Here is a 581-nt window from a genome sequence, read left to right on the forward strand (position 1 = left end):
CCCGAAGTCGGTGAGGTAACCTTTTGGAGCCAACCGCCGAAGGTGGGACAGATGATTGGGGTGAAGTCGTAACAAGGTAGCCGTATCGGAAGGTGCGGCTGGATCACCTCCTTTCTAAGGAATATTACGGAAAGAATGTTCTTGGAACATTCTACAAAAAGACGTTTCGTTTCGTTCAGTTTTGAGAGTTCAAACTCTCATCTATCACATGAAGTTGATAGAAACCAGTAGTTTTGTTCTTTGAAAACCAGATAAAATAAGAAGATATAATAAACCGAGAAGCATCACCTTATGGATATTATCCGTAAGAATTGTAAGACGTTTTTAACTAATCGGTAAAAAGAAGCGAGAAGCTCAAGGAAGCAAGTGAATGAACACCGGATCGCACTCACGTGCGTGAAGATGGGAGTGAACGCAGCGGACACAGAGATTCGAAGTTTTTATTTGACCGTATGATTAAGTTATTAAGGGCGCACGGTGGATGCCTTGGCACTAGGAGCCGATGAAGGACGGGACTAACACCGATATGCTTCGGGGAGCTGTAAGCAAGCGTAGATCCGAAGATTTCCGAATGGGGAAAC

Annotated in this window: 2 rRNA genes; both read left to right on the forward strand. The window is 44.2% G+C overall.

The annotated features are described in order from the left end of the window. Nucleotides 1–114: ribosomal RNA gene (locus KI375_RS27040) — 16S ribosomal RNA — on the forward strand; the annotation flags it as partial. Between the two features lie 340 nt (nucleotides 115–454). Beyond that, a 23S ribosomal RNA gene (locus KI375_RS27045) occupies nucleotides 455–581 on the forward strand; the annotation flags it as partial.

This window comes from Bacillus sp. J14TS2, assembly GCF_018333015.1.
Taxonomy (GTDB): domain Bacteria; phylum Bacillota; class Bacilli; order Bacillales; family Bacillaceae_C; genus Lederbergia.